The 24826-nt window shown below is 64.8% G+C and carries 24 protein-coding genes, 1 tRNA gene and 2 pseudogenes; 17 read left to right on the forward strand and 10 right to left on the reverse strand.

Going from position 1 to position 24826, the window contains the following annotated elements:
* Window positions 1-19: 19 nt before the first annotated feature.
* Both WQQ_RS23390 and WQQ_RS25415 read left to right on the forward strand, forming a co-directional pair.
* Window positions 20-223 carry a hypothetical protein gene (locus tag WQQ_RS23390; protein ID WP_237715104.1) on the forward strand — a complete coding sequence of 68 codons (204 nt, stop codon included), beginning with the start codon at window positions 20-22 and terminating at the stop codon, window positions 221-223.
* A pseudogene (locus WQQ_RS25415) lies at window positions 202-411 on the forward strand (transposase). Before WQQ_RS23390 ends, WQQ_RS25415 begins: the two are co-directional and overlap by 22 nt.
* Before the next feature lie 237 nt (window positions 412-648).
* Here WQQ_RS25415 and WQQ_RS23955 read toward each other — a convergent pair.
* Together WQQ_RS23955 and WQQ_RS24545 are read right to left on the reverse strand one after the other, a co-directional pair.
* Window positions 649-1572: a 5'-nucleotidase gene (locus WQQ_RS23955; RefSeq protein ID WP_083844685.1), complete on the reverse strand. Its 924-nt coding sequence runs from the start codon at window positions 1570-1572 to the stop codon at window positions 649-651.
* 24 nt (window positions 1573-1596) lie between these two features.
* Window positions 1597-1935 (reverse strand): hypothetical protein, encoded by a 339-nt coding sequence (locus WQQ_RS24545; RefSeq protein ID WP_157534823.1) that lies wholly within the window; start codon window positions 1933-1935, stop codon window positions 1597-1599.
* A gap of 204 nt (window positions 1936-2139) precedes the next feature.
* On the opposite strand from WQQ_RS24545, the gene WQQ_RS24550 reads away from it, so the two are divergent.
* Entirely contained in the window at window positions 2140-2439 is a 300-nt protein-coding gene (locus WQQ_RS24550; protein ID WP_157534824.1) for a hypothetical protein, read from the forward strand.
* A gap of 354 nt (window positions 2440-2793) precedes the next feature.
* On the opposite strand, the gene WQQ_RS20700 is transcribed toward WQQ_RS24550, so the two are convergent.
* The gene (locus WQQ_RS20700; RefSeq protein WP_007187214.1) at window positions 2794-4533 is read right to left on the reverse strand and encodes an FAD-dependent oxidoreductase; all 1740 of its coding nucleotides are present in this window, start codon (window positions 4531-4533) and stop codon (window positions 2794-2796) included.
* A 148-nt stretch (window positions 4534-4681) separates the two neighbouring features.
* Window positions 4682-5806 (reverse strand): acyl-CoA dehydrogenase family protein, encoded by a 1125-nt coding sequence (locus WQQ_RS20705; RefSeq protein WP_366490371.1) that lies wholly within the window; start codon window positions 5804-5806, stop codon window positions 4682-4684.
* A 352-nt stretch (window positions 5807-6158) separates the two neighbouring features.
* On the opposite strand from WQQ_RS20705, the gene WQQ_RS20710 reads away from it, so the two are divergent.
* A complete protein-coding gene (locus WQQ_RS20710) occupies window positions 6159-7244 on the forward strand; it encodes a 3-ketosteroid-9-alpha-monooxygenase, oxygenase component (RefSeq protein WP_007187216.1) in 1086 nt (361 codons plus the stop codon).
* Between the two features lie 193 nt (window positions 7245-7437).
* The gene (locus WQQ_RS20715) at window positions 7438-8010 is read left to right on the forward strand and encodes a hypothetical protein (protein WP_007187217.1); all 573 of its coding nucleotides are present in this window, start codon (window positions 7438-7440) and stop codon (window positions 8008-8010) included.
* A gap of 29 nt (window positions 8011-8039) precedes the next feature.
* On the opposite strand, the gene WQQ_RS20720 is transcribed toward WQQ_RS20715, so the two are convergent.
* Both WQQ_RS20720 and WQQ_RS20725 read right to left on the reverse strand, forming a co-directional pair.
* Window positions 8040-9413, reverse strand: a complete 1374-nt coding sequence (locus WQQ_RS20720) for a sigma-54-dependent transcriptional regulator (RefSeq protein WP_007187218.1) — start codon at window positions 9411-9413, stop codon at window positions 8040-8042.
* Window positions 9414-9426: 13 nt separating this feature from the next.
* Complete coding sequence (locus tag WQQ_RS20725; RefSeq protein ID WP_040455260.1) at window positions 9427-11172, reverse strand: sensor histidine kinase; 1746 nt, start codon at window positions 11170-11172, stop codon at window positions 9427-9429.
* A 97-nt stretch (window positions 11173-11269) separates the two neighbouring features.
* On the opposite strand from WQQ_RS20725, the gene WQQ_RS20730 reads away from it, so the two are divergent.
* The 9 genes from WQQ_RS20730 (at window position 11270) to WQQ_RS20770 (ending at window position 19674) form a co-directional block, all read left to right on the forward strand.
* Window positions 11270-12331 carry a putative porin gene (locus WQQ_RS20730; RefSeq protein ID WP_007187220.1) on the forward strand — a complete coding sequence of 354 codons (1062 nt, stop codon included), beginning with the start codon at window positions 11270-11272 and terminating at the stop codon, window positions 12329-12331.
* Window positions 12332-12354: 23 nt separating this feature from the next.
* Window positions 12355-12822: a hypothetical protein gene (locus WQQ_RS20735; protein ID WP_007187221.1), complete on the forward strand. Its 468-nt coding sequence runs from the start codon at window positions 12355-12357 to the stop codon at window positions 12820-12822.
* A gap of 190 nt (window positions 12823-13012) precedes the next feature.
* The gene (locus WQQ_RS20740) at window positions 13013-13660 is read left to right on the forward strand and encodes a thermostable hemolysin (protein WP_007187222.1); all 648 of its coding nucleotides are present in this window, start codon (window positions 13013-13015) and stop codon (window positions 13658-13660) included.
* Window positions 13660-15165, forward strand: a complete 1506-nt coding sequence (locus WQQ_RS20745) for an AMP-binding protein (RefSeq protein ID WP_007187223.1) — start codon at window positions 13660-13662, stop codon at window positions 15163-15165. The genes WQQ_RS20740 and WQQ_RS20745 overlap by 1 nt, the downstream gene beginning before the upstream one ends.
* The gene (locus tag WQQ_RS20750; RefSeq protein ID WP_007187224.1) at window positions 15162-15827 is read left to right on the forward strand and encodes an iron-containing redox enzyme family protein; all 666 of its coding nucleotides are present in this window, start codon (window positions 15162-15164) and stop codon (window positions 15825-15827) included. The genes WQQ_RS20745 and WQQ_RS20750 overlap by 4 nt, the downstream gene beginning before the upstream one ends.
* Before the next feature lies 1 nt (window position 15828).
* The gene (locus WQQ_RS20755) at window positions 15829-16638 is read left to right on the forward strand and encodes an SDR family oxidoreductase (protein WP_007187225.1); all 810 of its coding nucleotides are present in this window, start codon (window positions 15829-15831) and stop codon (window positions 16636-16638) included.
* 14 nt (window positions 16639-16652) lie between these two features.
* Window positions 16653-17306, forward strand: coding sequence for a tetratricopeptide repeat protein (locus WQQ_RS20760; RefSeq protein ID WP_007187226.1), 654 nt, complete (start codon window positions 16653-16655; stop codon window positions 17304-17306).
* A gap of 6 nt (window positions 17307-17312) precedes the next feature.
* On the forward strand, window positions 17313-17975 hold the full coding sequence (locus WQQ_RS20765) for a methyltransferase family protein (protein WP_007187227.1): 663 nt from the start codon (window positions 17313-17315) through the stop codon (window positions 17973-17975).
* Between the two features lie 10 nt (window positions 17976-17985).
* Window positions 17986-19674, forward strand: coding sequence for a phosphoethanolamine transferase (locus WQQ_RS20770; RefSeq protein WP_007187228.1), 1689 nt, complete (start codon window positions 17986-17988; stop codon window positions 19672-19674).
* Window positions 19675-19678: 4 nt separating this feature from the next.
* Here the strand turns inward: WQQ_RS20770 and WQQ_RS20775 are convergent, their stop codons facing one another.
* Entirely contained in the window at window positions 19679-20059 is a 381-nt protein-coding gene (locus tag WQQ_RS20775) for a steroid Delta-isomerase (RefSeq protein ID WP_007187229.1), read from the reverse strand.
* 298 nt (window positions 20060-20357) lie between these two features.
* On the opposite strand from WQQ_RS20775, the gene WQQ_RS20780 reads away from it, so the two are divergent.
* Entirely contained in the window at window positions 20358-21593 is a 1236-nt protein-coding gene (locus WQQ_RS20780; RefSeq protein ID WP_007187230.1) for a helix-turn-helix transcriptional regulator, read from the forward strand.
* Window positions 21594-21691: 98 nt separating this feature from the next.
* Window positions 21692-21776, forward strand: a tRNA-Leu gene (locus WQQ_RS20785).
* A 49-nt stretch (window positions 21777-21825) separates the two neighbouring features.
* Here WQQ_RS20785 and WQQ_RS25355 read toward each other — a convergent pair.
* The 3 genes and pseudogenes from WQQ_RS25355 to WQQ_RS20800 form a co-directional block, all read right to left on the reverse strand.
* A pseudogene (locus tag WQQ_RS25355) lies at window positions 21826-22218 on the reverse strand (nuclear transport factor 2 family protein); the annotation flags it as partial.
* Between the two features lie 76 nt (window positions 22219-22294).
* Window positions 22295-23059, reverse strand: a complete 765-nt coding sequence (locus WQQ_RS20795) for an SDR family NAD(P)-dependent oxidoreductase (protein ID WP_007187231.1) — start codon at window positions 23057-23059, stop codon at window positions 22295-22297.
* Window positions 23056-23838, reverse strand: a complete 783-nt coding sequence (locus WQQ_RS20800) for an SDR family oxidoreductase (RefSeq protein ID WP_007187232.1) — start codon at window positions 23836-23838, stop codon at window positions 23056-23058. The genes WQQ_RS20795 and WQQ_RS20800 overlap by 4 nt, the downstream gene beginning before the upstream one ends.
* A gap of 134 nt (window positions 23839-23972) precedes the next feature.
* Here WQQ_RS20800 and WQQ_RS20805 point away from each other — a divergent pair, with 134 nt between their 5' ends.
* Window positions 23973-24821 (forward strand): alpha/beta fold hydrolase, encoded by an 849-nt coding sequence (locus tag WQQ_RS20805; RefSeq protein WP_040455263.1) that lies wholly within the window; start codon window positions 23973-23975, stop codon window positions 24819-24821.
* The last annotated feature ends 5 nt before the right edge of the window (window positions 24822-24826 follow it).

The raw sequence follows: 24826 nt of genomic DNA on the forward strand, positions 1-24826 counted from the left end.
CATCGTGGCGCCGCAAGGAGTGGATAGCTTCAAGCGCCTGTGGCCGGAAATCAGGCAACAGTATGCCGAGCAACTGCTGTCGCTGGCATGGGAAGCCTTGATGCGCTTTATTCCGAACTCGGACGCTTGCACGAACGAATTCTCGATCGACGGATCAAAGCATTCGTGCGAGACGACGAAGCGGCCAGCCGGCTGGCCGAGATGCCCGGCATTGGTTTCGTGACCGCTTCAGCCATTGTGGCGAGCGTTGGCAACGCACGTGATTTCTAGAACGGCCGGCAATTCGCAGCCTGGCTCGGCTTGGTGCCTGGGCAATTCAGCACGGGCTGTGGCGCTCGTCCTAGACGAATAACCAAACGCGGTGATCGCTATTTTCGGACTCTGCTGCTCCACGTGCTCGCAGTGAAATGACGCGAACCGCGCAGAAACTCGATCAGAAGAGTCGATGGGCCGAATCGGTGAAGCGATACAAAGGCTGGAACAAAGCTGCCGTTGCGCTTGCCAACAAACATGCGAGCATCTCGATGAATTAGATCAATACGGTGCTTGCAAATCGCAGTGGTCTATATAGCTTGAACTAAGCCCCGCCACAGAACGGCGCCGGCTTGTATGAATTGTCATGCACGCATCACGGATCCCTTGCAGATACTATTGATTGGTTACGCCAAATGGGATGTGGACAGATGGTACAACTGCACTGGCCGACTTTAGGTGGCCGGACTGATCATCGAAGAAGATGTGCGGCTTGAGAACGCCCAAAACTCGACCTTTTTCGATTCCTCCTAGAAAGAAGGCGTCATTCGTCATGACCCCCCAGTTCTTCAAAGTGTTAAGGGCGCGCTCATGTGATGGAGCATTTCGCGCTGTCACTATGGATACGCGAATGCGGTTTTCATAACCTGGATTAGTCTTCTTATGCTGTTCCTCGACTGACTGAATCTTTGACACTCTGACCAGGAATTCCTTCAAAGGGCCAGGGTTGTGCGGCTGCATGACGTTCTTAACCTCATGGGCATGGAACTCTGTAAGCCCAGAGCTTTGCATCACTGCTTCAGACTCGTCTCCTGCCAATACTCCATCAAAGTCGAACGCAATTCGCAGGGTTTTATCCTCATCATCGTCGTCAAACTTTGAATCGAGCACTTGGCCCGCGGGGTGCCCCACTCGGATAGCAGATTCCACATCTGGCTTGTTGGCGGACAAGAAAAGCGCAATATTCAATGCAGGAATGTATTCATAGGGCGCACGTCCTTGCATGAAAATTGCCCGCGTAATGCCTAAGCCGTAATGCTCAATGGTTTTCATGACTCGCAGCCCCGTGTCAGGGTCGTTACGCGACAGAAGAACAACTTCGACCAAGGGGTCGGAAGGGCTGAGGTCATTGATGGAGAGCAGCCTTTTGATGAAGGGGAATGCAATTCCCTTCGGAAGAGGATCATTAAGATGCTCTTCCTGAAATTTTCGATACTCTTCTTCTCCTCGCGTCTTGAAGACGTGGTCAGCGGCGCTGAGATCAAAAACGGCGCTAGATGCGACGCCAATTACCAAACGATCATCTAGTTCGTACGGCATGCTCCCCCCAAGCTCTCCTGTGCGCTAACGTCCAAGCTCACGCGCGGCGAAGCCGTCGCGTGGAGCGCCTTGTTGTTCAAGAGCTAGCTCCACGATGTGCCCCACTCCTGAACGATAGGGCGGCTCGATGAAAGTGAAGGCAACGCCGGGCGATACGGCCGCCACAGCTTCTGGCACCAGAAACCGAAGCATGACTCGCTGAGCTTTACCAAGCTCAAGACCGGCAGAACCACTTGGCATAACAGCCGCCGAAAATGACTCTTTGCCGAAGGTAGTTATGAACCCGAAGGCAGATGTCGGAGACGCAGCGGCGTTGGCACCGCTTCCGAGGGTCACTTCTGCTATGGCTTCAATGCGGTTCATGCCAAACGCCATGCTACTAAGCTGCTAATCGGAGCCGCGTTAAAAGACACGGGATTGTCCAATAAACTGGTGCCGCATTTCGATAAGCTCCTCAGGATTTTCGTAACCCTTGAATGATATGAATCCCAACTCCCGATGGGATCTTCATGTTCATTTTAGACCGGCGGGTTCGCTCAACCTAGAGTCGCTCAAACGGGTGTGCTTTTGAAGTCGCGCCAGGCATTACAGCTCGCAGTAGGGAAACCGTTCTTTGTTGCCTGGATTAAACGCTTCATCCTGCTGCGGAGCAAATGGAGGGCTTGCGGCTTCGCTGCGAAGGAGATCGACTTCTCAGCCGAGATCTGGATGCCGATGCATTGGCCGTGCCGGTCGGCGCGCGAATGGGTCTGCAATACCGGTTTGCGGAGCAAAACCTATGGTTCGATAGCAGCCAGCGTCGCGTCGAAGCCCGCTCGATGGAAAAGCTTGAGCGGCGGTGTGCACGCAGAAGCACTGGCGGCTTAGATCCCCGCCCCCGCTTCACCGCATGTGATTCACCGTTGCTTCGCCCAACATTTACGGGCTCCGGCAACACATTCGCGAGTGACCAAGACCCGACTCCGACTCATTTTGGCGCGAAGGCGGCTCAAAAAGACTCGAAGCCGCTTCCGGATGAGCCGGGCTTGCGTCAAAAAGAGTCGGCTAAGACTGTTCGCGTGCCTAACCGGGTTTCCGGAACAGCCGAATCGATTCCCAACACCCGAACTCGGGTCGAGATCAGTCGACCTCGCACCAGAATGAGTCGGCTTCGGGATGGGATCAGTCGAACGCGGGTGTCCAAGAGTCCAAGCCGGCTCTTTGGGACACCTGCTTCACTGATCAGGCTGGCATTTGAGCGCTTTGACCCGCTGCCGCCTTCGCCATATCCCCCGCCGCCACATAACCAAACGTCATCGCCGGCCCGAGCGTCGAACCTGCGCCCGCGTAGGTCGGCCCCATGACGGCCGATGAGCAGTTGCCGATGGCGTAGAGCCCTGCGATCACGTTGCCGTCCTCGCGCAGCACGCGCGCGCGCTCGTCGGTCAGCAGGCCGCCCTTGGTACCGATCTCGCCTGCGTCGAGGCGAAGCGCGTAGAACGGTGGCTTCTCGATCGGCCCGAGGCAGCTGTTGGGCTCAACCTTCGGGTCGCTGTAGTAGCGCTCGATCGACAGCTTGCCCTTGCCGAAATCGAGATCGACGCCGGTCTTGGCGTAGGCACCCATCACGCGCACGGTGTCGCGCAGGCCCGCCGCATCGACACCGATCTTGGCCGCGAGCGCATCGAGTGTCTCGGCGCGGTAGTACACGCGGTCCTGCCATTCGCGCGGCAGTTTGCTGTCGGGCGCGATCTGGCCGGGCAGCAGCGGGCCCATCGGATATTTGTGGCGAAAGTTCGCGTCGAACACGATCCAGCACGGCACCGCACCGCCGCTGCGCGCATGCTCGGCGTACATCGCATCGACGACGTCCGGATACGAGGCCGCTTCGTTGACGAAGCGCTTGCCCTGCCGGTTCACCATCACGCAGCCGGGCAGCGACCGCTCGATGAACAGCGTGGTCTGCTGCGCGGCGCCCGGCACATGCACGGTCGGCGAGCCCCAGGTGCGACTCATGAAATCGAGCTTCGCTCCCAGCGCCTTGCCTGCGCGAATGCCGTCACCGTGATTGATCGGCGGAGCCGCAGTCCACTGCACTTGCGTGGGGTTGGGCAGATATTCTTCGCGCATCTGCTGATTCGATTCGAAGCCGCCGCAGGCCAGCACCACGCCGCGACGCGCACCGATGCGCAGCTTGCGTCCGCCGGTTTGCGTCGCGAGCACGCCCTGCACTCGCCCATCGCTTTCGATCAGCGACTCGAGCCCGGTGGACAAACGCAGCGGCACATTGCGCTGGATCATCGCGTAGCGCAGCTGTGCGACGAGGCTTTGCCCCAGCACCTGCCGACGGTCGCGATGCGTCTTGCGGCGCCAGCCCAGATCGAGCGCATAGCCCAGCATCATGCGCAGCGTGAGCCACAGCCAGCCCTTGGCGCGCGTGAACAGCACATGCGCCTGGATCTGGTCCATGCCGATGCGGCCCATCAGCTGCGTGCCCTTGAAGGCCTCGCGCTGATTGAAGAACTCGTCACCGAGCCGGGAGGCATCGAACGGCACCGGCTCCAGCGAACGATAGCCGTCCTTGCCGCCGGGCTTGTCGGGATAGTAGTCCGGGTACTTGGGCACGCAGCGAAACTCGACGCCGTGCCGCTCCTGTAGAAAGCGAACCATTTCGGGCGCCTTGCGCAGATAGGCTTCGATGCGTTCGGGCGCGACGCTGTCGCCGATCAGGCTGGTCAAGTAGACGTGCGCTTCTTCGAAGCTGTCACGGCCGCCGTGCGCCTTCATCTGCTCGTTGCACGGAATCCAGATACCGCCGCCGGACACCGCGCTTGTGCCGCCGTATTGGTCGCTCTTTTCGAGCACGATGGCGCTCAGGCCCAGCGATTGCGCGCTCAGCGCCGCGGTCATGCCGCCGGCGCCCGAGCCGACCACGATCACGTCGTACTCTTCATCCCAGTTGTTGCCGCTCGCGTCTGCCATGACGTATTCCCGATCCGACTGCAGTCATCATCTACCGGCACAAGCCGGAGCTTAGAGTTGGTGGCGCATCAAAAGCCCCTCTCTCCCCGCCTTCGGCGGGACTCTCTCCCGCGAGCGGGACAGAGGAACGGCCGGCACTTTCTTCGAGCTAGAGGAAGAAGTCGGTATTGTCGCGGCCCAGCAGCACGCCGCCGAAGTTGCGGCCGAACACGTCCGGGTTGTTCGCGTAGTGCGCGCGCGCCGACAGAATGTCGAGGAAGAAGCGCACGAGCGGAAAGTCGTTGAAGATGCCGCGGCCACCGCAGGCCGAATGCAGCTGGTACGCGTGTCGAGCGCAACGCTCGACGACCTGCGCTGCCTGGTAGCGATACAGCAGGCGCGTGTTGAGATCGACCATCTGCCCGCCCTTGATGCTCTCGAGCAGCGTGCCGAAGTTGCGCATCAGCGTGGTCTTCATCTCGTCGATGGCGACGGAAGTATCCGCCACCGCCATCTGCGCAGGCACCTGCTCCGAGGTCTTGGCGCCCATGTTGCCGGTCCAATTGCCGCCGAACTCGACGAAGCAGTTCAGCGCGCCCTGCAGGCCTCCGATCGCGGCGGTCGACACCGCGCGCACGAAGATCTGCCCGAAGGGCAGCTTGTAGAGATTCGCGGTGAACGTCTCGCGACCTGGATTGGTGCCCATGAAGCCGTCGCTTGCCTTGTGCGTGCGGTACTCGGGCACGAACACGTCCTTGACGATGATGTCCTTGGAACCCGTGGCCTTGAGGCCCATGGTGTTCCAGGTGTCGACGACTTCGTAGTCCGACTTCGGCAGCAGGAAGGTGCGGTATTCCGGCGGCTGGCCTTCGTTGAAGATCAGACCGCCCAGGAACACCCAGTCGCAGTGATCGATGCCGCTGGAGAAGCCCCAGCGGCCGCTGAAGCGAAAACCGCCTTCGACCGGCGTCACCTGCCCCTTGGGCATGTAGGTCGAGGCGATCAGCGTCTGCGGATCGTTGCCGAACACGTCCTGCGCCGCACGCGGGTCGAACAGCGCGATCTGCCAGTTGTGCACGCCGAGCACGCCGTAGACCCAGGCCGTCGACATGCAGCCTTCGGCGAGCACCATCTGAATGTCGTAGAAGACCTGCGGGTCCATCTCGTAGCCGCCGTAGAGCTTGGGCTTGAGCACTTCGAAGAAGCCCGCGGCCTGCATGTCGGCGATCGTCTCGGCCGGCAGCCTGCGCGCCTCGGCGGCCTTGTCGGCGCGCTGGGCGAGAACCGGCACCATCTCGCGGGCCCGCTGGATCAGCACTTCGGGCGTGACGATCGAAGTGACGTTGTGGCGTTGCGATTGCACGGGGCTCTCCTGCGATGTCGATAGGCTCCGCCGCGGCGGCGGCTGGATCGTGTCGACTGTTGCCGATGGTTGCCGTGCTGGCTTCATCCGAAGTGAGTAGTGGCCGCGCAGCGGCGGCTCGCGCGCGTCGTACCAAGCCGAGCTGCAGGCGCGTCCGTCGGCGCCCTGCCCGCGTAAGCCACTTCGACGCGGTCTCGCGATCATGCGAATGGACGATGCGTATGCGCGGGCAGCTTTCTAGCCTGCCTCCCAGCATCAATCGGACGTGCAACAGGAGCAGGCGATGGCGACTTCGAAGGACTACGGATTGGGTGAATTCACCTTTCCGCGCGGCTGGTTCATGGTGGCCGAGTCCGAGAAAGTGACGAGCGTTCCGCAGGGCGTTCGCTACTTTGGCCAGGACTTTGCGCTCTATCGCGGCAAGGACAGCGGCAAGGTGATCCTGCTCGACGCCTATTGCCCGCACATGGGCACGCACCTGGCGCGCAACAACACCTCTTACGTGATCCAGGACGGCGCGGTGGAGGGCGATTCGATCCGCTGCCCCTACCACGCCTGGCGCTTCGGCCCGGATGGCAAGTGCAACCACATTCCGTACGCGAGCGGCCCGATTCCGCCGGCTGCGCGCGTGCGCTCCTGGCCGGTGGCCGAATCGATGGGCGCGGTGTTCGTCTGGTACGACGCCGAGGGCGGCGAGCCCGAATGGGACGTGCCCTTCATCGACAAATGGGACGATCCGTCGTGGGTGCGCTGGCGCTTCGACGATCTCGGGCAGATACAGGTGCACCCGCAGGAGATCCTCGACAACATCACCGACGTCGCCCACTTCAACCCAGTGCACGGCTCGCTCACGCAGCGCTTCGAGAACGAGTTTCGTGGGCACAAGGCGATCCAGCGCATGGCCGGCGGCCATCGCACGCTGACCAGCGAAGGCGGCCCGCAGCTCGTCACCGAGGCGATCTACCACGGCCCGAGCGTGCTGATCACCTCGATGACCGGCACCCACGATTCCTACATCTTCATCGCCCATACGCCCGTCGACGACGGCTCCACCTACGTCTGGCATGCGCTGATGGTGAAGTCGCCCACCGGCCAGGCCATCGCGAGCGCCGAGGACGTGCCGATCGCACGCGGCTACCAGGATTTCGCACTCGCCGCCTTCGCGCAGGATTTCGACGTCTGGAAGCACAAGCGTCCGTGCATCCAGGGCCTGTTCGTGCAGGGCGATGGCGCATTCCACAAGCAGCGCACCTGGTATCGGCAGTTCTACAACCCGCGCGCCAAGCGCGACGAATACCTGCGCGCTTCCGAGGGCGTTCACGTACCCAAGGGCATGCAGCCCTTCAGCGACAGCCCGAAAGCGGCCTAGCGCCCGGCCATCGGTCGTTGGATGACGGAGCCGCGTTCGTCCTGAACGCGGCTCTTGTGTTTGCGGGATCCATATCGGCATCGATCGGCATGTGCCTGCGGGAAATGCGGCAGACTTGCGCTCGCACTCCGTCTTCACGCCGACACCCGATCCGATGAACCGCCCTGCGATTGGCCACGCCATTCGAGCTTCGATGCTCGTGGGTCTCGGCGCTTTGCTCGCGTTCGTCGCCGACGCCGCGGAGCCGCAGATGACCTACGCCTTTCAGCCGTCGGAGCGGCATGCGCAGGAACTCGCGCAGGTCGCCTGCCTGGGGCCGCATGGCGTCGAGGTCGAACGCATCAAGGCCGTGACCACCCGGCCGAACGACCTCGAACAGGCATTCGGGGTCGTCGAGTGCAAGCCTCACGACTTCATCCGCGGCCAGCCCCTGCGCTATTCGGTCGATTGCCGGCGCCGCGACAAGCACTGGGATTGCGACGAAGGCGCCCTGGAGTTCGCCGTCGCGCTCGCAAGCAGGACCTTGAGGGTGAGGCCCGGGACGTTCGATAACGAATTCGCGTACGACACGGTTCAACACATCGCCGCCGCCGGCAACTTCCAGGGTGTGCCGCTTGCGGAGGCGATGCGTTCGCCCTGCGCACTGTCTGCCGGCGAGAAAAGCGAGCTGATCGAGATTCGATGCACGGGCGTGCGCATCATCGCCTCGCAGTGGTGCCCGCAGGGCGGCTGTCCGCGCATCATTTCGGTGGACCGGAGCTTCTAGCCGCTCGCCGCGTCGGTGGGCGTGTTCGGTTACAGCCCGTACTTCTTGATCTTGTACCAGATCGAGCGCTCGCTGATCCGCAGCAGCTGCGCCGCCCTGGCCTTGTTGTCTCCGCTGGCGTTCAGTGCGCTGCGAATCAGGCGCGTCTCGAGCTTTTCGACCGCCGCTTCGAGATCGAGGTCGCCGATGTCGCTTTGTTCCGCGCCCACCGAAGACGCGGCGGCGGCGGATTCGATCGGAAAATGCGCCGCCTGCAGACGACGCCCTCCCGACAGAATCAGCGCGCGTTCCACGAGGTTGCCGAGTTCGCGGACGTTGCCGGGCCAGGCATAGGCGCGCAGGTGCGCGAGCGCCTCGGCGCTGAGCTCCGGCGCGGCGGCGGTATCGCCGACTTGTTGTCTGACGAAATGCGTGACCAGCGCCGGCAGATCGTCGAGCCGATCACGCAGCGGCGGCAGTTGCAGCGAGAACACGTTGAGCCGGTAGTAAAGATCCTCGCGCAGTTTCTGCTGCTCCACGGCCTGCCTGGGCGCGCGATTGGTGGCGGCGATCACGCGCAGATCGAGCTTGATGCTGTGATTGCCGCCCAGGCGCTCGACTTCCGATTCCTGCAGCACGCGCAGCAGCTTGGTCTGCAGCGCCATCGGCATTTCGGTGATCTCGTCGAGGAACAAGGTGCCCCGGTTGGCGAGCTCGAACTTGCCGATGCGCTCGCGCAAGGCGCCCGTGAACGCGCCCTTCTCGTGTCCGAACAGCTCGCTTTCGAGCATCTCGGCCGGAATGGCGGCGCAGTTGATGGCGACGAACAATTCGTCGCGACGCGGCGACTCGCGATGGATCGCACGCGCGACGACCTCCTTTCCGCTGCCGGTCTCGCCGCTCAGCAGGACCGTCGCCCGCGTCGGCGCCACCTGCTGGATCTGTTCGCGCAGCTTGAGGATGGCCGGACTCGTCCCGACCAGGCCCTGCCAGACGCGGTCGTCCTGCTCGCGCAGATACTGGTTGTGATCGAGCACGCCCTGCACGCGCAACACGCGGTTGATCGCCAGATCCAGCGCTTCGACGTCGAAGGGTCGCAGCAGGTAGTCGCAGGCGCCGAGTCGCATGGCTTCGACGGCGCTTTCGATGCTGCCCTGCGCCGTGATCATGATCAGCGGCACGCCGATGCCCGCCTCGCGCAGCTTGGCCAGCAGCTCGATGCCGTTGACGACCGGCATGCGCAGATCGCTGATGACCAGGTCGAAGCCGCCTTCGCGCAGCAGCTCGAAGGCGGCCTGGCCGTCGCCGGCGCTGACGGTCTTGTGGCCGCGCCTCGACAGCATGATTTCGAGCACGCGGCGCATGTTGGCCTCGTCGTCGACGACGAGGATGCGCAGCGACGGCAGGGCGATGCTGGGGCTCATGGGTGGACCACGTTCATTTGGGCAGCGGCGTCGGCAGCCAGAAGCGGAAGGCGGCGCCGCCGAGGGCGCTGTCTTCGACCACGATGTCGCCGCCGTGTTGCCTGACGATCTGGCGCACCACGGCCAGGCCCAGGCCGATGCCGCCTTCGCGCTTGAAGACGAAGGGTTCGAAGATGGCGCGCCGGTCTTCGGCCGCAACACCGGGGCCGTCGTCGGCCACTTCGACGATCCAGCGCTCGGCCTCCTTGCGCGTGGCGATCTGCACGCGGCCACCGGCCTGCAGGACCTGCAGCGCATTCATCGTCAGGTTGAGCAGCACCTGCGTGATCTGCTCGCCGTCGCAATCGACCCAGGCTTCTTCCGGAGCGCGCCGGATCGACAGCGCGATGCCGCGGTCGCGCGCCTGCGCCGCGAGCAGCGTGCAGGCGTGATCGATGATGGCGTGCAGATCGTCGCGTCGCATCTGCGGAGGATGCGTGCGCGCGCTGTCGAGCATCGAGCTCACGAGCCGGTTCAGGCGCGCGACCTCGCTTTCGATGATGCCGGTGAGTTCGATGCCCTCCGCGCTCAGCCCCGGTTCCATGCGCAGCATCTGCGCGGACGAGCGCAGGATGCCGAGCGGCGTGCGCACCTCGTGCGCCATCAGCGCGGTCACTTCTCCGAGCGCCGCGAGCTTGGATGCCTGCGTCAGCGTGGCCTGGGAGCGATGCAGGTCTTCGACCAGCCGGACGAAGCTGCGGTTGAGCTCGCCGATCTCGCCCGGCCCCTGCGGCGGCGTGGGCGGCGGCGGCCCGGGCTGCAGGTAATGGCGCGTGAAATCGGTCAGGGCGACGACCGGCCGGGCGATCAGCCCGGCCACCCAGCTCGACACCAGCACCGTGATCAGCAAGGTCACCGCGAGCAGGCTCGCGAAGGTCAGGCCCATGCGGCGAACCGGCGCCAGCGCGGAGGCGCGCGATTGCAGCAGCAAGGTGGTCCAGCCGAGGCTCGGGTACGGCTCGATCGGCGTGGAACTGGCCGCCCCCACCAGCAGCTCACCGCTCATCCAGCGCATGCCGCTGAGCGCGCGGATGCGGCCGGCGTCGGCGCCGCGCCAGTCCGAAGCGTCGATACCGGGCTGCGCTCCAGCCGCACGCAGCGCGGCGGAGGCGGCGACGACGCGATGTTCTCCGTCGAGAACGAGCACCTGGCGCGAGGGATCGGCCGCGGCGTCGAGCCGGCCCAGCACCTGTCGCCAGTCGTATTCGAGCACGAGCTCGCCGAGCGCGCCTTCGGTGAAGCTCGACTCGATGTCGGTGCGAATGCGCAGCTTGTCGCCGGCGATGCGCTCGAGGCGCACCTGCCCGCCCGGAAGATCGAGCGTGGTCCAGGCGGCGCCCGCCACATCGCGCTGGCCGATGCGCCCGGCCGAGCTGCTCGCCACGACACGTCCGCGCGGATCGACGGCGAGCAGATCGACGTAAGCCGAACCGTAGCGGCGTTTCATCTCGGCCAGGAACACCGAGAGCCGCTTGTCGACGTCGTCGAGCCGCAGATCCTGCATCACTTCGAGGTGATTCCAGGTGGTGGCGTTGAGCAGGCGTTCGAGCAGCAGGCGATCGAGTTCGGCCGAAGTGGCGGCGGTCGAGCGGTCGATGCCTTGCTCGATCTCGTCGAGCATGGCGGTTCGCGATCGCTCGAACGCCAGCCAGGTGACGCTGCTGGCCGGAATCAGCCCCGCGAGCAGGAACGCGGCAAGCAATAGCCTACGGATGGTCACGATCAGCGGATCACAGCCTTGCGTTCGATGGATTAGAGTGCGCCCGATTCGAGGCAGCCAGAGCCCTGAGAGCCGGCCACCCATGATAGACCTTGCGATGCGCCCATTGAGCCGGCTCGGCGGCTTGCTGCTGGCCTGCGCGTTCGGCTTTGCTTCGGCGCAGGAGCCTTCGACGGGCTCGGGCACCGGCTTCGACCCGATCGCGCGCCGCTACGAGCTCGGCCACGGCTTGCCGCTCGGCGACACCGGCGCCGTGCTCGGTGGCTACGGCACGATCTCGGCGGGCGACGACCGGGACACCGACTGGCGTGTCGGCGTCGATTCGCTGAGCGCCTTCCTGTGGTGGGACAACGGCGGCAGCTGGCATTTCTTCTCCGAGACCGAACTCGAAGACAGCCTCGTCGCCGAGCCCGGCCGATTCACGTCCAAAGAGGCCGAAGTCGAACTCGAGCGCTTCTACGTCGACTACACGCCGGCCGACGCACTCAAGTTTCGCGTCGGCAAGTTCCTGACGCCGGTCGGCCGCTGGAACCTCATTCACGCCTCGCCGCTGGTGTGGACCACGGCCCGACCGCTGATCACCGAGACCACCTTCCCGACCAACGCGACCGGGCTGATGGTCTACGGCACGCTGCCGTTCACTGCGAACGGCGTCGAATATTCGCTGTACTACTCGCCCGGTACCGAGCTCGCCCGCGACCGCGACATCGATACCTTCGAGGACGCGTTCGGCGGTCGGCTGGTGTTGTCGCCGTTGCCGCATACCGAACTCGGGCTGTCATACGCCAACTTCGAACAGCGCCAGTCGCCGGACGATCGCAAGAACCTCTACGGCATCGACTTCGCCTGGTCGCGCTGGCGCTGGGAAGTCAGCGGGGAATTCCACTATCGCGTCACCTCGAGCCGGTTCGAGGATCGCGACGAGCAAGGGCTCTACGTGCAGGCGGTCGCTCCGCTGACGGCGCGCTGGTACGCCGTCGCCCGCTACGAAACCTTCCGGCGCTCGGGCGCCGAGCGCGATATCAACGTCTATCTCGGCGGCGTCAATTTCCGGCCCAGGCCGGCTGTCGTGCTCAAGGCCGAATACAGCAGCGCCACCGACACCGACGACATCGAAGTCCGCGACGGCCTGCTGTTCTCGCTGGCGGTGCTGTTCTGAACCAGCGGCCAACAAGCTGGGCGGTGCTGGCGGTCGCGGTCGGGCTGAGCGTTCTGCTGCCTTCGTCGCTGCGCGCCCAGACCGATGCCCAGCCCTTGCTGATCGTGGTTTCGGCCGACAACAACGATGCACCGAGCGCCGATGAAGTGGCGCAGATCTTCAAGCGCCGCAAGCTGTTCTGGAGCAACGGCGCGCGCATCCAGCCGGTGAATCTGCCGGCCGACCATCCGCTGCGCCAGCACTTCGCGCGCACGCTGCTGCACCTGTCGCCAGAGGCGCAGGAGGAATACTGGAACGAGCAGTACTTCCACGGCGTGCTGCCTCCGCATGTGCTGGCTTCGGAAGCCGCGGTGCGGCGCTTCGTCGGCGATACGCGGGCCGGCATCGGCTATCTGTCGGCCTGCGAAGCCGGCGCGCATCTGCGCGTGATCCTGCAGGTGAGGCCGGACGGCCATCTGGAAGCTCCGGGCGACCTGCCCGACTGTCGCTGAGCGGTCCGAAACCCTGCAAAAATTGTCAGCAAAGCTTGCACGCCGACCATTCGTGCAGGCCGTCCACTCAAGTTTCGGTGATCTTATCTTGCTGAATTAGCGATACTTTTTAAGTTTTTGCCGGCTGGCACCGGCATTGCCCGTGGGATGTCGAAGCCCGCCGCCGGCGGTGCATGCATCCGATCCCGACATGACGCCAGCCCCGCTCCATCGAGCGACAGCCAGCCCGAAACCTGCGCTGATCGAAGCGCAGGCCGCGACGCGTGACGCGCTGACGGCTTTCATCGCCGAGCGCTTCGCCGAGGTCTACGGCGCACGTCTGTACTGCTACCTGCCCCGCCTGTTCGGCCTGCATGGCGCCGACGCCGAGCTGCTCGCCGCCGTCGGCCTGCGCAGCGCGGCCAGCGGCCCCTTGTTCCTCGAACGCTATCTCGACGATCCGATCGAAGCCTGGGTCGCCAAGCGCCAGGCGCGTCCGGTGTCGCGGCAGCAGATCGTCGAAGTGGGCAATCTCGCGGGCGCCACACCGGGGGCCTTGCGCGAGCTGATTCCGATGCTTTGCGAGCGGCTGCAGGTCGAAGGTTTCCAGTGGGTGGCGTTCACCGGCGCGGCGCGGCTGTGCAACGGCTTTTCGCGGCTCGGGCTGCCGCTCGAAATCATCGCTCCGGCGCCGATCGAACGGCTCGCCGAGCATGAGCGAGCGGCCTGGGGACGCTACTACGACAGCGCCCCGTCGGTGATGCTCGGCGACATCGGCAACGGCAGCCGCCTGCTGCGGCACCAGCAATGCGAAGGCGGCGATCCGCTCGCCGCGCTCGCACGCGTCGGAGCGCCGTGATGAGCGGCCACGGCAGTCGCATCATCGCCGCCTTGCATCGCCACGCGGCCGAGTCGCCCGAGCGCATCGCCCTCGTCGGCGGCGATCACCGAATGGACTACGCATCGCTGCTCGCGGCGGTGCAGGCGCTCGCGGAGAGTTTGCGTACGAGCGGCGGAACGCGGGTCGGCATCGTCGCCGACAACGGCATCGCCTGGGCACTGTCCGACCTCGCCGCCCTGCACGCCGGGCTGGTCAGCGTTCCGCTGCCCCTGTTCTTCTCCGCGCAGCAGATCGCGCACGCGATCGCGGACGCCGGCATCGATCTGCTGCTGATCGATCGTCGTCTGCCGCCGCAGATGGCCTTGCCGGGTACGCAGGATCTGTCCGGGCTGCTGCCGCCCGCGGCGGCCTCGCTGCTGCGGCTGCTCGGCGTGCCGGCGCAGGCTCGCCCGCTGCACGCGGCGACGCGCAAGATCACCTACACGTCCGGCACCACCGGGTCGCCCAAGGGCGTCTGCCTCGGCATCGAGCAGCAGGAACGCGTCGCCGAAGCGCTCGCGCAAGCCAGTGGTGCGAACGCGCAGTCGCAGCATCTGTGCGTGCTGCCGCTGGCGACGCTGCTCGAGAACATCGGCGGCCTGTACGCCCCGCTGCTGGTCGGCGCCACCACGCACCTGCCGTCGCTCGGCGCGGTCGGCCTGGATGGAGCGAGCGGCTTCGATCCGGGCAAGTTGCTGTTGCAGATCGAGCGGGCCCAAGCCAACAGCCTGATCCTCGTGCCGCAGCTGCTGCAGGCCCTGGTCGCCGCGATCGAAACGCAGGCCGCGCCACTGAGGAGCCTGAGCTTCGTCGCGGTGGGCGGCGCGATGGTGTCGCCGACGCTGCTGGGGCGCGCGACCCGGTCGGGATTGCCGGTCTACGAAGGCTACGGCCTGTCCGAATGCGCCTCGGTGGTCGCCCTCAACACCATCGCTCACGCCCGCCCCGGCAGCGTGGGCCGGCCGCTGCCGCACTTGCGGCTGCGCATTGCGGATGACGGCGAAGTACAGGTCTCGGGCAACGGCTATCTGGGCTACGTCGGCGAGCCGGCGCACGAACCGGCCACCGAAGTCGCGACCGGCGACATCGGCCACCTCGATGAAGACGGTTTCCTGCATCTGACGGGGCGCAAGAAGAACATCTTCGTCACCGCCTACGGCCGCAACGTCTCGCCCGAATGGGTCGAAAGCGAACTCGTGCAGCAGGCGGCAATCGCGCAGGCCGCGGTGTTCGGCGAAGCCAGGCCCTACAACGTCGCGGTGATCGTGCCGCGCACGCGCGAGCCCACCGCGGTCCAGGCGGCGGTCGATGCCGTGAATCGCGGCCTGCCGGACTACGCGCGCATCCATCGCTGGATCGCGGCTTCGCAGCCGTTCGCCCCGGCCAACGATCAGCTCACACCCAATGGCCGCCTGCGCCGAGCCGCCATCGCGCTTGCGTACCGCATTCCACTCGAATCCCTCTACGAGGAGACCGCTGCATGAGTCACTACGAACTGTTGCAGGCCGAAACGCTGGCCGAGCGAACCGCGCTGTTGAGCGAGCCGCTGTTCGCGGACGCGATGGCCGGGCGCGTGAATACCGCGATGTACATCGCGTTTTTGACCCAGGCCTATCACCACGTCAAACACACCGTGCCGCTGATGATGGCCTGCGGCGCCCGGCTCGGCGATCGCCACGAATGGCTGCGCGCCAAGATCGTGAGCTACATCGACGAGGAGTACGGTCATCACGAATGGGTGCTCGACGACATCGTCGCCAGCGGTGGTGATCGCGAGTCGGCGCGCCACAGTGTTCCGGCGTTCGAAACCGAGATGATGGTGGCCTACGCCTACGATCTGATCGAACGCGGCAATCCGGTGGGGTTCTTCGGCATGGTTCACGTGCTCGAAGGCACCAGCACCGCCCTGGCGACCAACGCCTCGCAACGACTCGCGAGTGCGCTGGGCCTGCCGAAGACCGCTTTCACCTACCTGAGCAGCCACGGCGCGCTCGACGTTTCGCATGTCGACTTCTTCCGCGACATCGTCAACGAGCTGACCCCCGGTGACCTCGACGCCGTGATCCAGGCTTCGCGCCGGTTCTATCGACTCTACGGCGCCATCTTCGCCGCGCTGCATCGCCAGTTTTCCGTGAAGGAGTCCTGACATGAAACTCGCCAACAGCCGTGTCCTGCTGACCGGCGCATCCGGCGGCATCGGCAAGGAAGTCGCATTCGAACTCGCCGCGCGCGGGGCCGAGGTGCTGCTATCCGGAAGACGCGCGACAGCGCTCGACAACATCGCCAGCTCGATCGTCCACCTGGGCGGCAAGGCGCGCGTACTGACCTGCGATCTGACCGAGCCATCGGCGGCGGAGAATCTGATCGCACGTGCGACCGAAGACGGCCTGCGTCTGGACGCAGTCGTCAACTGTGCCGGCGTGTCCCACTTCGGCCTGTTCGAGAATATGTCCAGGCCACAACTCGATGCGATCTGGCAAACCAACGTGACTGCGCCGATGCAGCTCGCGAGCGCAGCGCTGCGGCCGTTCAAGGCCCAGCGCAGCGGGCTGATCGTCAATGTCGGATCGATCTTCGGCTCGATCGGCTTTCCGTGCTTCACCGCGTATTCGGCGAGCAAGTTCGCCTTGCGCGGCTTCTCCGAAGCCCTGCGACGCGAGCTCGCCGGCAGCGGCGTCGGCGTGCTGTACGTGGCTCCGCGCTACACGCGCACGCCGATCAACGAGGGCGCGACGAGCCGCATGGCCGAAGCGGTCTCGATGAAGCAGGACGAGCCGCAGACCGTCGCACGCATCATCGTCGATGCGATGCAGGCCCAGCGGCGCGAGCGCTACCTGGGCTGGCCGGAGCGCTTCTTCGTCAAGCTCAACGCGGTGTTCCCGCGTCTCGTCGACAAGGGGCTGCGCGAACAGGGTGAGCGTATGCGTCCTTTCGCACTGTCGCAGACATTGAATTGATGGAGGCTACGAACATGTTCAACAACCCGATGACCAAGAGTCTGCTTCTGCTGGCGGCCGGACTGCTCGCCAGCTGGCTGATGCCGGCGCACGCCCAAACCTGGAGCGACGACGTCGCCCGGCTGCAGCACGGCTGGGCCGAGGCGTATTACCAGACGCCGGAGCACGACAAGCTCGCGAAGTTCGGGCAGCTCGCCGCCGACGCTCAGGCCGCCGTCGAGCACAACCAGGGACGGGCCGAGCCGATGATCTGGCAGGCCATCATCCTGAGCAGCTACGCGAAGTTCCAGGGCGGGCTCGGCGCACTCGACAAGATCAAGCAGGCGCGCGACGAGTTGCTTGCCGCCGAGAAGATCGACGCGACCGCGCTCGACGGATCGGTCTACACCTCGCTCGGCAGCCTCTACGCCAAGGCACCGGGCTGGCCGCTGTCGTTCGGCGACAAGAAGAAGGCCAGGGCCTATCTGGAAAAAGCGCTGCAGCTCAACCCCAACGGGATCGATCCGAACTTCTTCTACGGCGAGCTGCTCGCCGACATGAGCGAGAAAGATCAAGCGCGCCGCTATCTCGAAGCGGCGATGTCGGCGCCTGCGCGGGCCGGCCGCGAAGATGCCGACGCGGGACGGCGCGCCGAGATTCGCGCGGCCCTCGACAAGATCAAGGGTTGAAACGCGATGAAGCAATCGGCAACGGTCCCTGCGGCATCGACCTCGCTCGGCGCCGATCCGCCCGCTGCCATGGGCCCCATCCAGCGCCGCCGCCGGCAACGCCTGCAATGGCTCGGCATTCTGCTGCTGCCGATGCTGCTGGTGTGCCGCTCGGCCTGGCCTGAGGGCGGCCCCGCGCACGAAGGCATCGAAGCGCTGGGACAGCTGCTGATGCTGGTCTGCATCGCCGGCCGCACCGGATGCACCTTGTACGTGGGCGGGCGCAAGTGTGCGGAACTCGTCACCGATGGACCGTACTCGGTCAGCCGCAATCCGCTCTACGGCTTCTCGCTGCTGGGTGCGATCGGCGCCGGCCTTCAGTCGGGCTCGCTTACGCTCGGCGCCGTGATCGGGCTCGGCTTCTTCGCCATGTTCGACCGGCTCATCCGCCAGGAAGAACGTTATCTGGCCGCCCAGTTCACGACGTTCGCGAACTACCGCGCCGCGACTCCGCGCTGGCTGCCCAAGCCGGGGCTGTGGCGTTCGGCCGATCAGCTGCTGATCCAGCCTCGGCATGTTTTCAGAACCCTGCGCGACGCCAGCCTGTTTCTGCTCGCGTTTCCGGTGTTCGAGCTGATCGGATGGGCGCAGGCATCCGGCTACGTCGGCGCGCTGGTCGCGCTCTACTGAGAGGCCGGCGATGAACAGCAATCTCGAAGCGGCCGGCAGCGCCTGGGCGACATGGCGAAACCGGTTCGCTCGGCTTTCCCGGATCACGGTGACGCCCACCGGGCTGATGCTGCTGGTGGTGGCGTACCTGCTGTTGACGCAGAACCAGTCGCTCGTCAGGGCGGTCGTCGGCTCGCTGCCGAAGCCGTTCGGCTGGCAGGAGTGGCGCATCGCCTTGTCGGCCCTGATCACCACGTTCGACGTGCTGATGCTGGCCATGATCGCGCTGAGCTGGAAGCCGGTGCAGAAGCCCGCGACCTGTGTACTGCTGATGACCGCCGCGGTCTGCAGTTACTTCATGGACAGCTTCGGCACCCTCATCGACAAGTCGATGATCATGAACGTGGCGCGCACCGATTTCGCCGAGGCTTCCGACCTCATGAGCGGGGCGTTCTGGACCCACGTGGCGGTATTCGGACTGCTTCCCGCCGTGGTGGTCTGGAAGGTGCGGCTGCGCCGGAGCGGCTTCTGGAAAGAGTTCCGGACCCGAGCCGCGCTGCTGATGCTCGTGCTCACGGTCCAGGCCGCCGTGCTCGGGCTGCAGTACAACGAGCTCTCGTTCTGGGGCCGGGAAAACCGGTCCGTGGCGGTACTGATCAATCCGGTGTCACCGATCAACTCGGCATACTCGTATCTTCGTCGCCAGTATCGCGAACACCATGCGGCGCCGCTGCTGCGCATCGCAGGCGATGCGACCCGCGCTGCGGTCGCGGGCACCCGTCCGCTGCTCGTGGTCATGGTCGTCGGCGAAACGGCCAGGGCACAGAATTTCCAGCTCGACGGTTACGGGCGCTCCACCAATCCCGCGCTGTCGGCCCGACGCGACCTGTTCAACTTTTCCGCCGTGCGTTCCTGCGGCACCGCGACCGCGGAGTCCGTGCCCTGCATGTTCTCCAATCTCGGGCAACAACGCTTCTCGCCGAGGCGGGCTGCCGAACAGGAAAACGTCCTGGACGTTCTGCATCGTCTCGGCGTCCGCGTCGCCTGGTGGGACAACGACTCCGGCTGCCAGGGCGTCTGCAGCCGCGTCGGCTCGATATCGATCGGCGAGAAGAACGACCCGCGATTCTGCACCGACGGCCAGTGCCTCGATGGGGCGCTGCTGAGCGATCTCGGAGACGTGACGCTCAAGGCCGAAGAATCGATGCTGCTGGTGCTGCACATGAAGGGCAGCCATGGCCCCGCCTACTTCAAGCGATATCCGGAAAGTGCGCGCCGTTTCACGCCCGATTGCCGCGATGAGAACGTGCAACGATGCTCATTGAGCGAGGTCGTCAACGCCTACGACAACTCGATCGTCTATACCGACTCGGTCCTCTCGGATCTGATCGGGCAGCTCGACGCGCGCTCGGTTTCGACCGACTCGGTCGTGCTCTACGTTTCGGATCATGGAGAAAGCCTCGGCGAAGCAGGCCTCTATCTGCACGGCATCCCGTATCGATTGGCGCCCGATCAGCAGACGCACGTGCCGATGTTCCTGTGGCTCTCTGCGCAGGCTTCTTCGCGACTGAAGCTGGATACCCACTGCCTGGCTCAGAAGACCGGACAGCCGACTTCCCACGACGCCGCCTTCCACACGCTCATGGGCCTGTTTTCGGTGCGGTCGAAGGTCTATGACCCGACGCTCGATCTGCTGAGCGCCTGCCAGGACGCGGGCTGAGGTTTCAGCCGCCCATCTGCATGTCGCTCAAGCCCCAGAACGCCCGCATCGAGGCGATCCTGCCTTCGCTGTCGAAACGCATCACGTCGATCACGCGAATCAGCGCCGGCCCCTGCGGCATCTCGAGCCGCACGTCGAAGGCCATTCCGGCCTCCTGCCCTTGCGAGGCTCGTATCGGGGCCGCGAGCGCGAGCTTGGCCCCGGTCTTGATCGAGTTTCGGTAGAACTTGGCGATCGCCGGCTTGCCCTGCATCGGCGGCTTGCCGACCGGGTCTTCGACCGTTGCGTCATCTGCATACAGAGCGATGATGGCCTCGGCGTCACCGTGGTTGAAGCCGTCGATATAGGCTTGCAGCACGTTCTTCATCTGGTTCTCGTCGACCATTCGGTTTGCCCTGTTTTCGAATTTGGGAAGCGCAATAAAAAAATTAGCTCTGTTCGAGCGATTACCGTACGAATCGTCTGACTTCACATCGGTAAGCTACTGTCCCAAAAAGACAATTTTGACAATTCGTCCAAACGGACGAGTTTTTGCCGATCACCGAAAGCATGTGCCTATACTTCGACACCCCCCGGCCGTCATGGATGGTTGTGCAAGGGGTCAATCCGTTCCGAACCATCGCACAGGCCCCTCAGGGGCGAACGGAGTCACGACAAGACGTGGGTGGAGGAGATCCAGACGCATGTCAGCAAAACTCGATGCTCTCGATGTAATTGAACGCCCGGTCACCGAGCGCCCGGTCGTCACCTCGATCAGATCCCGTTTCCCCGCATACGACGATGAGCCCGAAGCGGCCGAGATCGTTCCGCTCGACCGGCTCATCGGCGCGATCTACGAAGGGCCGATGGAATCGCCGCCCTGGCAATCCGCGCTGCAGCTCATGCGCGAGGCCCTGCGCGCCGGGCACGTGACCCTGATCCTGCGGCCGCCGACGAGCGACAGCGCGGGCATCATGATCAACACCGGCAAGACCACGATGGAAGGCATGGAGTCGTACTCCAACCGCTTCTTCGCGCTCGATCCGTTCGTGCGCCTCAAGGAAGGCGAAGTGGTGACCGCCGAGGAACTGATCGGTCGCCAGTGGCTCGAAAGCCCGATCTACAAGGAGTACATGCGCTCGATCGACGTGCGCCATCTGCTCGGAGCCGACATCTCCGGCGACGGCGTGGAATGTCGCCTGCGCGTGACGCGGCCGCACGGAGCGCCGGAATTCTCGGCGCAGGACAAGATGCTCTGCCGCACCCTGCTGCCGCACCTGAAGCGCTCGATCCAGCTGCACACGCGCATCGATTTCCTCGAATGCGAGCGCCAGCTGTTCGCCGGCGCGGTCAATCGCATGCTGCTCGGCCTGGTCATCTTCGACCAGAACGGCACCATCATCGAGACCAACCAGGAAGCCAAGCGCATCCTCGCGGAGAAGGACGGCATCCGCCTGTTCGGCAATGCGCTCGGCGTCGATTCGAGCACCGAGAGCCGCGAGCTGCAGAGCATGATCCGCCACGCGCTGACCGGCCCCTGCGCGGCCAACAACGGCGCGCCCGGCATCGTCGAGGCGATGTCGGTGTCGCGCCCTTCGGGTCGCGCCAAGCTCGGCGTGCTCGTGCGTCCGATTCCGCTCGGTCAGTGGTCGGAGAGCAAGCAGCGGCCGGCGGTCGCGGTGTTTCTTCGCGATCCCGAATCGAATGCGGCGCAGCCATCGAACGAGCTGCTGCGCAAGCTGTTCGGCCTCACGCGCATGGAGGCCTCGCTCGCGATGCTGCTCGCCGAAGGCTTCACGCTCGACGAAGCCGCCGAGAAGATGGACGTACGCCGCAACACCGCGCGCACGCACCTGCGCTCGATCTTCTGCAAGACGGGCGTCACGCGGCAGACGATGCTCGTGCGCCTGCTGCTGAATAGCGTGATTTCGGTCAGCTGAGCGTCTTGCCGTTCCTCTCTCCCGCTTGCGGGAGAGAGTCCCTCACGGAGTGAGGGGAGAGAGGGCTCGTTCGGAAAGTGCGCGCCTGCGCCGACCATGCCCAGGTGGCGGAATTGGTAGACGCACTAGTTTCAGGTACTAGCGGGTAACTCCGTGGAGGTTCGAGTCCTCTCCTGGGCACCACGAACGGCGTGACGATCTCGTAGATGCGCTCGTAGGTCGCCCGCTTGATCAGCCATTCGCCGTCGCGCTTCACGTAGGTGTCGCGATACAGCGCGCTGCCGTCGGTGATGATCTTGTTGCGCAGGTCGAGGAACCAGTCCTTCAGATACCAGACGCCGGTGGCCTCGGTGTCCGAGACGAAGTCGATCTCCGGATGATTGACGTGATGCAGCGCGATCGCTTCCGCATGAAAGGCATAGCCCAGCGCATCGAGTATCGAATCGCGGCCTTGCGCTTCGAAGCGATAGGTGCCGCCCACATAGCAGACGCTCGCGTCTTCGACGAACAGGCCTCGCAGCTCGTCGAAATTCGCGGTATCGATGCAGCGGCAGTAGCGGTATTTGAGTCTGCGGATCAGCTCGAGGTCTTCCAGCGGCAGCGGCATCGTCGGTCTCCTGCTCATGAAGGTGTGCGCCGAGCATGTTGCGCGGCGCACGCGGCGGCTTCGTCCATTCGCAGGAGCGCGCGAGGCGCAGCGATCAAACGCCGAAGCCGCCCGAGACGTTGATCTGCTGGCCGGTCACGTAGCCGTTGGTGGCCAGAAAAACGACCGCATGCCCGATCTCCTCGGGCTGGCCCCAGCGCTTGATCGCCAGCAGCTTCTGGGTTTCGTCGACCCATTCCTTTCCGAATACACCGCGCTCGGTGAGCTCCTTGAACATGCCGGCCTCGATCACGCCGACGAGCACGGAGTTGGCGCGCACACCGTTGCGCCCCTCTTCTTTCGCGAGCCCCTTGATCAGCGCTTCGTTGGCGGCCTTGGGCACCACCGACAGGCCGTCGCGCGGCGGAAACCAGACGTGGCCCGCGGAACCCAGGTGCACGTAGCTTCCACCACTTTCGCGCAGCTTCGGCAGCGTGGCCTGCACGACGTTGAAGAAGCCATGCACTTCGATGTCGATCGACTGCCGCCAGAGCGCCTGCGTGGTTTCGGCGAGCGGAACCTGCTCGACCACCGGGCCTGCCGCGAACACCACGGTGTGGATGCGACCGTGTTGCGCCACGGCCTGCTCGACAGCCGCGACGATACTGCTCGCATCGGTCAGATCGGCCGCGTGCGCGCTGGCCTTGCGGCCGCTCTTGGCGATGTCGGCGGCCAGCGCTTCGGCGAGCTCGCGCTTGCGCCGATAGACGATCGCGACATCGCTGCCGGCCTCGGCGAGGCTGCGCACGACGTGCTGGCCGATGCCACCACTGCCGCCGAACACGATCGCGGCTCCCTTTCCAAAAGCTTTCATGGTCATGGTTTCCGGCCTCCACCGGCATCGCGGTTGGCGGTCGCGGCCGCCAGGAATGCGGGGCGTTCGCCTCCGCCATGCAGCAGCAGATTGCTGCCGCTCACATAAGACGCGGCCGGCGATGCGAGCCAGACGCAGGCGTCGCCGATGTCGTTCGGCTGCGCGAGCCGTTGCAGCGGAATCGTGGAAGCCACCGCCGCGATGCCGCTCGCGTCGCCGTAATGCAGATCGGCCTGCTCGGTCAGCACCGGCCCCGGCGTCACCGCGACGACGCGCACCTTCGGCGCCCATTCGATGGCGAGCGATTGCACGAGGCTCAGCACCGCGGCCTTGGCGGCGCCGTAGGCGGCGGTTCCGGGAGAAGGACGCAAGCCGCTGACGCTGGCGATGAAGACGATCGCGCCACTGCCCTGCTTCTGCATCTGCGCATTCGCGAGCTGGGCCAGATGAAGCGGAGCGAGCAGATTGAGTTGCAGGATCTTGTCGTGGAAGCGCGGCGAAGCCTGGTCGGCCATCGCGAACGGCGAGCCGCCGGCATTGTTGACGAGCACGTCGAGCCGGCCGTGACGCTCGATCAGCTCGGTGAGCAGCGCGATGCGGGCCTGCTCGTCACGCAGATCCGCCGCGATGAACTCGGCCCTGCGTTCTGCGGCTTGCGGCAAGGATTCGGGCCGCTCGCGGCCGCAGGCGATCACCGTCGCGCCCGAAGCCAGGAATCGCTCGCTGATGCCGCGGCCGACGCCCTTGGCGCCTCCGGTGACGAGAACGACGGGCGGTTGCGGCATGCGCTGACTCCGAAAGCGGCTTCGAGACAGCGCGATGCTAGGTCATCGACGCCGCGCTTCCGTAGTCCAAAGAGACGAAGCCAGTATCTCGGCGGACGCAGACGATGCGAAGGCCTCATCGACTGTGCTCCGTCATGCCCCAAGACTCCGCTCCCGCCGTCAAGCCCGTGCCGGAAGGCCGCTATGCGCAGCTGCGCAACGGGCATCGCATTCACTATCACGACGCGGGCGACGGCGAAGTCGTCGTGTTCCTGCACGGCTCGGGCAACGGCGCCTGCGGCTACAGCAATTTCAAGGGCAATTGGCCCGCACTCGTCGAAGCCGGCTATCGCTGCATCGTTCCGGACCTGATCGGCTACGGTTATTCCGACAAGCCGAGCGAGGCGCAGTACACGCTCGATTTCTTCGTCGAATGCGTGCAGCAGACGCTCGATGCACTTGGCGTGACGCGCTGCACGCTGGTGGGCAATTCACTCGGCGGTGCGATCGCGCTCGGGCTCGCGCTCGCCCGGCCTCAGCTCGTGCAGCGCCTGGTGCTGATGGCGCCGGGCGGGCTCAACGACCTGCCCGACTATCTCGCCATGCCCGGCATGGCCGCGATGTTCAAGCTGTTCGGCAGCCCCGAGCTTCCGAGCGAGGCGATGATGAAGGAGTTCTTCGCCAAGGCCTTCGTCGTCGATGCATCCGTGGTCACCGACGAACTCGTGCGTGAACGCCGCGAGCTCATGAAGCTGCAGAACCCGCAGGTCATCAAGACCATGAAGGTTCCGAACCTCACCGATCGACTGCCCGAGATCGCCTGCCCCGCGCTCACGCTGTGGGGGCTCAACGAAAACATGATGCCGGACAGCGGCATCCTCAGGCTCGCCAAGGGCCTGCGCAACGGCCGTATGGTGCTGGTTCCCAACTGCGGACACTGGGTGATGATCGAGCATCGCGAGCTGTTCAATCGCACGGTGCTCGATTTCCTGCGCCATGGTTGAGCCCG

Origin of the sequence: Hydrocarboniphaga effusa AP103 (assembly GCF_000271305.1) — a bacterium.
In the GTDB taxonomy this organism is placed as follows: Bacteria; Pseudomonadota; Gammaproteobacteria; order Nevskiales; family Nevskiaceae; genus Hydrocarboniphaga; species Hydrocarboniphaga effusa.

What these genes read in the sequence shown, in the direction of transcription:
- WQQ_RS20705 (WP_366490371.1), bottom strand. Translation starts at nt 5,806, where the DNA reads ATGGTGCCGGTTCTCGCCCAGCGCGCCGACAAGGCCGCCGAGGCGCGC.
- WQQ_RS20740 (WP_007187222.1), top strand. Translation starts at nt 13,013, where the DNA reads ATGACGCCAGCCCCGCTCCATCGAGCGACAGCCAGCCCGAAACCTGCG.
- WQQ_RS20770 (WP_007187228.1), top strand. Translation starts at nt 17,986, where the DNA reads ATGAACAGCAATCTCGAAGCGGCCGGCAGCGCCTGGGCGACATGGCGA.
- WQQ_RS20780 (WP_007187230.1), top strand. Translation starts at nt 20,358, where the DNA reads ATGTCAGCAAAACTCGATGCTCTCGATGTAATTGAACGCCCGGTCACC.
- WQQ_RS20765 (WP_007187227.1), top strand. Translation starts at nt 17,313, where the DNA reads ATGAAGCAATCGGCAACGGTCCCTGCGGCATCGACCTCGCTCGGCGCC.
- WQQ_RS20760 (WP_007187226.1), top strand. Translation starts at nt 16,653, where the DNA reads ATGTTCAACAACCCGATGACCAAGAGTCTGCTTCTGCTGGCGGCCGGA.
- WQQ_RS20755 (WP_007187225.1), top strand. Translation starts at nt 15,829, where the DNA reads ATGAAACTCGCCAACAGCCGTGTCCTGCTGACCGGCGCATCCGGCGGC.
- WQQ_RS20745 (WP_007187223.1), top strand. Translation starts at nt 13,660, where the DNA reads ATGAGCGGCCACGGCAGTCGCATCATCGCCGCCTTGCATCGCCACGCG.
- WQQ_RS20720 (WP_007187218.1), bottom strand. Translation starts at nt 9,413, where the DNA reads ATGAGCCCCAGCATCGCCCTGCCGTCGCTGCGCATCCTCGTCGTCGAC.
- WQQ_RS20795 (WP_007187231.1), bottom strand. Translation starts at nt 23,059, where the DNA reads ATGACCATGAAAGCTTTTGGAAAGGGAGCCGCGATCGTGTTCGGCGGC.
- WQQ_RS20710 (WP_007187216.1), top strand. Translation starts at nt 6,159, where the DNA reads ATGGCGACTTCGAAGGACTACGGATTGGGTGAATTCACCTTTCCGCGC.
- WQQ_RS20775 (WP_007187229.1), bottom strand. Translation starts at nt 20,059, where the DNA reads ATGGTCGACGAGAACCAGATGAAGAACGTGCTGCAAGCCTATATCGAC.
- WQQ_RS20800 (WP_007187232.1), bottom strand. Translation starts at nt 23,838, where the DNA reads ATGCCGCAACCGCCCGTCGTTCTCGTCACCGGAGGCGCCAAGGGCGTC.
- WQQ_RS20700 (WP_007187214.1), bottom strand. Translation starts at nt 4,533, where the DNA reads ATGGCAGACGCGAGCGGCAACAACTGGGATGAAGAGTACGACGTGATC.
- WQQ_RS20805 (WP_040455263.1), top strand. Translation starts at nt 23,973, where the DNA reads ATGCCCCAAGACTCCGCTCCCGCCGTCAAGCCCGTGCCGGAAGGCCGC.
- WQQ_RS24545 (WP_157534823.1), bottom strand. Translation starts at nt 1,935, where the DNA reads ATGAACCGCATTGAAGCCATAGCAGAAGTGACCCTCGGAAGCGGTGCC.
- WQQ_RS20715 (WP_007187217.1), top strand. Translation starts at nt 7,438, where the DNA reads ATGCTCGTGGGTCTCGGCGCTTTGCTCGCGTTCGTCGCCGACGCCGCG.
- WQQ_RS20750 (WP_007187224.1), top strand. Translation starts at nt 15,162, where the DNA reads ATGAGTCACTACGAACTGTTGCAGGCCGAAACGCTGGCCGAGCGAACC.
- WQQ_RS23955 (WP_083844685.1), bottom strand. Translation starts at nt 1,572, where the DNA reads ATGCCGTACGAACTAGATGATCGTTTGGTAATTGGCGTCGCATCTAGC.
- WQQ_RS20730 (WP_007187220.1), top strand. Translation starts at nt 11,270, where the DNA reads ATGCGCCCATTGAGCCGGCTCGGCGGCTTGCTGCTGGCCTGCGCGTTC.